This is a genomic window from Streptomyces sp. MnatMP-M17 (assembly GCF_900091995.1).
In the GTDB taxonomy this organism is placed as follows: Bacteria; Actinomycetota; Actinomycetes; order Streptomycetales; family Streptomycetaceae; genus Streptomyces.
This window is the reverse complement of the sequence record NZ_FMDK01000798.1, coordinates 1-3,875: the sequence shown is the minus strand read 5'-3', so window position 1 is coordinate 3,875 and position 3,875 is coordinate 1. Positions and strand designations below refer to the sequence as shown.

Here is a 3,875-nt window from a genome sequence, read left to right as displayed (position 1 = left end):
TCGCCGGTGCCGCCCGTGCCGCCGACCGCGATCCCGCCCGTACCGCCGCCCGTACCGCCGTCCGTTCCCGCCGTCCTGCGCGTCGACGTGGCCGAGATGCCGTATCTGCTCGACCACTGCTTCTACCGGCAGCGGCCCGGCTGGCCCGATGACGCCGACCGCTGGCCGATCGTGCCCGCGACCACGGTGATCGCCCACCTCATGGAGTTCGCCGAGCGCGCGGTCCCCGGCAGGCGCGCGGTCGCGGTCCACGACGTGCGGCTGCTGAAGTGGATCGAGGCCATGCCCGCCGCCGATGTGCCGGTGGAGATACGGCGGCTGTCGGCCGACCGGATCGAGGTGAGCCTGACCGGTTTCTCCCGGGCGGTGGTCGAACTGGCGGACCGCCATCCGGCGCCTCCGGAGCCCTGGCCCGTCGATCCGGCTACCGAACGCGTTCCCGGTCTGCGGGCCGAACAGCTCTACAGCGAACGGTGGATGTTCCACGGACCGTGCTTCCAGGGCGTCAGCGAACTGACCGCCATCGGTGATCTGCATGTGCGCGGAGTCATCACCGCGCCCGAGGCTCCCGGCGCACTGCTCGACAACGTCGGCCAGTTGCTCGGCTACTGGATCATGGCGACACTCACCGAACGCACCACGGTGTTCCCGGTGGGAATGGAGCGCATCCGCTTCCACGGGCCCGATCCGAAGCCGGGCGAGCGGCTGGTCTGCGCGATCCGGATCACCGAGATCACCGATCTCACGCTCACCGCCGACATGCAGCTCATCAAGGACGGCCGCGTATGGGCGGAGTTCACCGGCTGGCAGGACCGGCGCTTCGACACCGATCCCAATATCCGCAAGGTGGACCGCTTCCCCGGCGAGCACACGCTCTCCACCCCGGAGCCCGAGGGCTGGACGCTGGTCCATGAACGCTGGCCCGATCTGGCCACCCGGGAACTGATCATGCGCAATATCCTCGGCGGCGCCGAGCGCGCCCGCTACGAGGCGCTGCCACCGGTCCGCCGACGGCAGTGGCTGCTCGGGCGGATCGCCGCCAAGGACGCGGTGCGCGGAGTCCTCTGGCAGGAGGAGGCGGGCGAGATCTATCCCGCCGAGATCGCCGTCGACAACGACGGTACGGGGCGCCCGCTGGTCCGTGGTGTGCACGGGCGGGCGGTGGGCGAGCTGACGGTGTCGATCGCGCACTGCCGTGAGACCGGGGTCGCGATCGCCCGGCGCGGCCCGTGCGGAATCGATGTCGAGGAGATCACCGAACGGCCGCGCTCCACCGCCGAGACGGCGTGCGGCCCGGCCGAACTGGCCCTTCTCGACAGTCTGGTGGCCGGATCGGCGGAGAGCGCCGCGCTCTGGTTCACCCGGTTCTGGACGGCCAAGGAGGCCGTCGCCAAGACACGCGGAACGGGACTGGGCGGACGCCCGGCCGAGTTCCGTGTGGTCGCCGCGGAGCGCGACCGGCTCCGTGTGGTGACCGAGGACCGGTCGTACGAGGTGGGTGTACGGGAGGTCGCCAATCCACGGGGGCTGCCCGAGCGGCGGTATGTCGTCGCCTGGACGACCGGTGACAGCACGACCGGTGACAACACGACAGGAGAGTTTGATGAGCACTGAGGCGATCGGCTTCGCGACCGCGGAGCCGGGGGAGCGTACGCCACTGGCCACCGGCGACGACGCCGTACTGGCCGATATCTCGGACATGCTGCGTGAGCTGCTGGCCGAGGACGGTCTGGACGACGCCGAGATCACCCGGGAGACCACCTTCCACGACGATCTCGAACTGGAGAGCATCGACCTGGTGACGCTCGCCGGATCGCTGCGCGAGCACTACGGCGACCGCGTCAATGTCGCCCTCTTCATCGCCGATCTGGAGCTGGACGAGATCATCGCGCTCACCGTCGGTGAGCTGGCCGACTATGTTTCGGCGTCGCTGCGCGCCGGTGCGGAGGGCTGAGCCATGGCCAAGATCAGTACCGGCGAGATCACCACACATGTCCAGCGGCTGCCCGCGGCACACCGGCCCGCGGACGGCGGCGAGCCGGCCGTGGTCGTGTTTGTGCACGGCCTGCTCACCGACAGCCTGGCCAGCTACTACTTCACCCTCGGCCCGGACTTCGCCGCCGCGGGATACGACGTGATCATGTACGACCTGCGCGGGCACGGCCGCAGCGACCGGCCGCCCACCGGCTACCGGCTGGAGTCCTTCGTGGCCGATCTCGTCGGGCTGCTCGACGCGCTGGACGAGCGGCGCCGGGTGCATGTGGTCGGTAACTCCTTCGGCGGTACGGTCGCCGCCGCGCTCGCCGCGTGGCATCCCGAGCGGGTCGCCACCGTCACCATGATCGAGTCCGAGCCGCCGGTCGAGGAGTGGACCCGGCACATGGCCGACGGTCTCGCCGACGCCAAGAACCAGCTCGCCCGCGAAGAGGTCATCAGCTGGATCTCGTCCAGGCACGGCGCGCACACCGCCCGGCTCTCCCGGGGCGCCGGCCGTATCCTGCGCACCACCACGCTCGCCGAGGACGTCCCGGCCGGCCGCGTCATCGGCGATGATCTGGACGCGCTCGGCTGCCCGGTGCTGGCGATCTTCGGCGACGAGTCCGGGCTGAGCGCCCAAGTGCCCAGCCTGGAGGCCAAGCTGGCGTCCTGCCGTACGGTGGTCCTCACCGAGCAGGGTCACTCCGTCCTGGTGGAGCGGACCGAGGAGACCCGGAATCTGATCCTGGAGTGGGTGGGCGAGCACACGCTGGCCGAGGCGGTGCGGTGAGCCGCTTCCTGCTGGTCGTCCCGCCGCTCGTCGGACATGTCAATCCGCTGGTCGGAGTCGCGGACGAACTGGTCCGGCGTGGCCATCAGGTGGCATGGGCCGGCCATGCCGGCCAGATCCGCCGGCTGGCGGGCGCGGATACCACGGTGTACGACTGCGTGGTGCCGGGCGCCGGACTGAGCAGACCGCCCGGGCTCACCGGGCCCGCCGCGTTCCGCTTTCTGTGGGCGGAGTTCTTCGTGCCGCTCGCCGACGCGATGGCGCCCGGTGTCGAGGCCGCGATCGACGCGTTCCGGCCGGATCTCGTCCTCACCGACCAGCACGCCGTGGCGGGCGCGCTGGTCGCCGAGCGCCGTGGCGTCGTCCATGTCACCTCCGCCACCACCTCGGCCGAACTCATCGATCCGCTGGCCGGGATGCCCAAGGTGGGCGCCTGGCTGAGCGAGCTGCTGGGCGCTCTGCGCGGGCGGATCGGCGATCCCGCGCGCACCGGCGATCCACGGTTCTCGCCGCACGGCGTCATCGCGTTCACCGGGCGCGAACTGCTCGGTGACGCGCCGCCGCCGAACGAGCGGACGTATCTGGTCGGCCCGGCGATCGCGCCGCGCGCGGACCGCTCGGACTTTCCCTGGGACGAGCTGGATCCGGCGCGCGCCACGGTGCTCGTCTCGCTCGGTACGGCCAACGCGGACGCGGGCGGCCGGTTCCTCGCGGAGGCGGTCACCGCGCTCGACCGCCTCCGAGACCGGGTGCAGGGCGTCGTGGTCGATCCCGGCCATACGCTCACCGAGGTGCCGCCCGGCGTACTGGTCCGTGAGCATGTGCCCCAACTGGACCTGCTGGCACGGGTGGACGCCGTCGTCTGCCACGGCGGCCACAACACCGTGTGCGAATCGCTCTGGCACGGGCTGCCGCTGGTGGTCGCGCCGATCCGGGACGACCAGCCCATCGTCGCCGGACAGGTCGTCGACGCGGGCGCGGGCGTACGGGTCCGCTTCGGCCGGGTGGACGCGGCGAGGCTGGGCGCGGCCATCGAGACCGTACTGGACCCGGACGGCGGCCACCGGGCCGCCGCCGAGGCCATCGGCCGCTCCCTGCGCGCGGCGGG

The 3,875-nt window shown here is 71.7% G+C and carries 4 protein-coding genes; all 4 read left to right on the top strand.

The window, feature by feature from the left end:
• The coding region (locus tag GA0115259_RS30870; RefSeq protein ID WP_141716758.1) for a 4'-phosphopantetheinyl transferase superfamily protein at window positions 1–1,614 on the top strand (1,614 nt) is incomplete at its 5' end.
• Window positions 1,604–1,954, top strand: a complete 351-nt coding sequence (locus GA0115259_RS30865) for an acyl carrier protein (RefSeq protein ID WP_093603109.1) — start codon at window positions 1,604–1,606, stop codon at window positions 1,952–1,954. The genes GA0115259_RS30870 and GA0115259_RS30865, both read left to right, overlap by 11 nt.
• 3 nt (window positions 1,955–1,957) lie before the next feature.
• The gene (locus tag GA0115259_RS30860) at window positions 1,958–2,767 is read left to right on the top strand and encodes an alpha/beta fold hydrolase (protein WP_093603107.1); all 810 of its coding nucleotides are present in this window, start codon (window positions 1,958–1,960) and stop codon (window positions 2,765–2,767) included.
• The coding region (locus tag GA0115259_RS30855; protein ID WP_093603105.1) for a glycosyltransferase at window positions 2,764–3,875 on the top strand (1,112 nt) is incomplete at its 3' end. The genes GA0115259_RS30860 and GA0115259_RS30855, both read left to right, overlap by 4 nt.

Coding starts and splice junctions, on each gene's coding strand:
- GA0115259_RS30865 (WP_093603109.1), top strand. CDS start 1,604: ATGAGCACTGAGGCGATCGGCTTCGCGACCGCGGAGCCGGGGGAGCGT.
- GA0115259_RS30860 (WP_093603107.1), top strand. CDS start 1,958: ATGGCCAAGATCAGTACCGGCGAGATCACCACACATGTCCAGCGGCTG.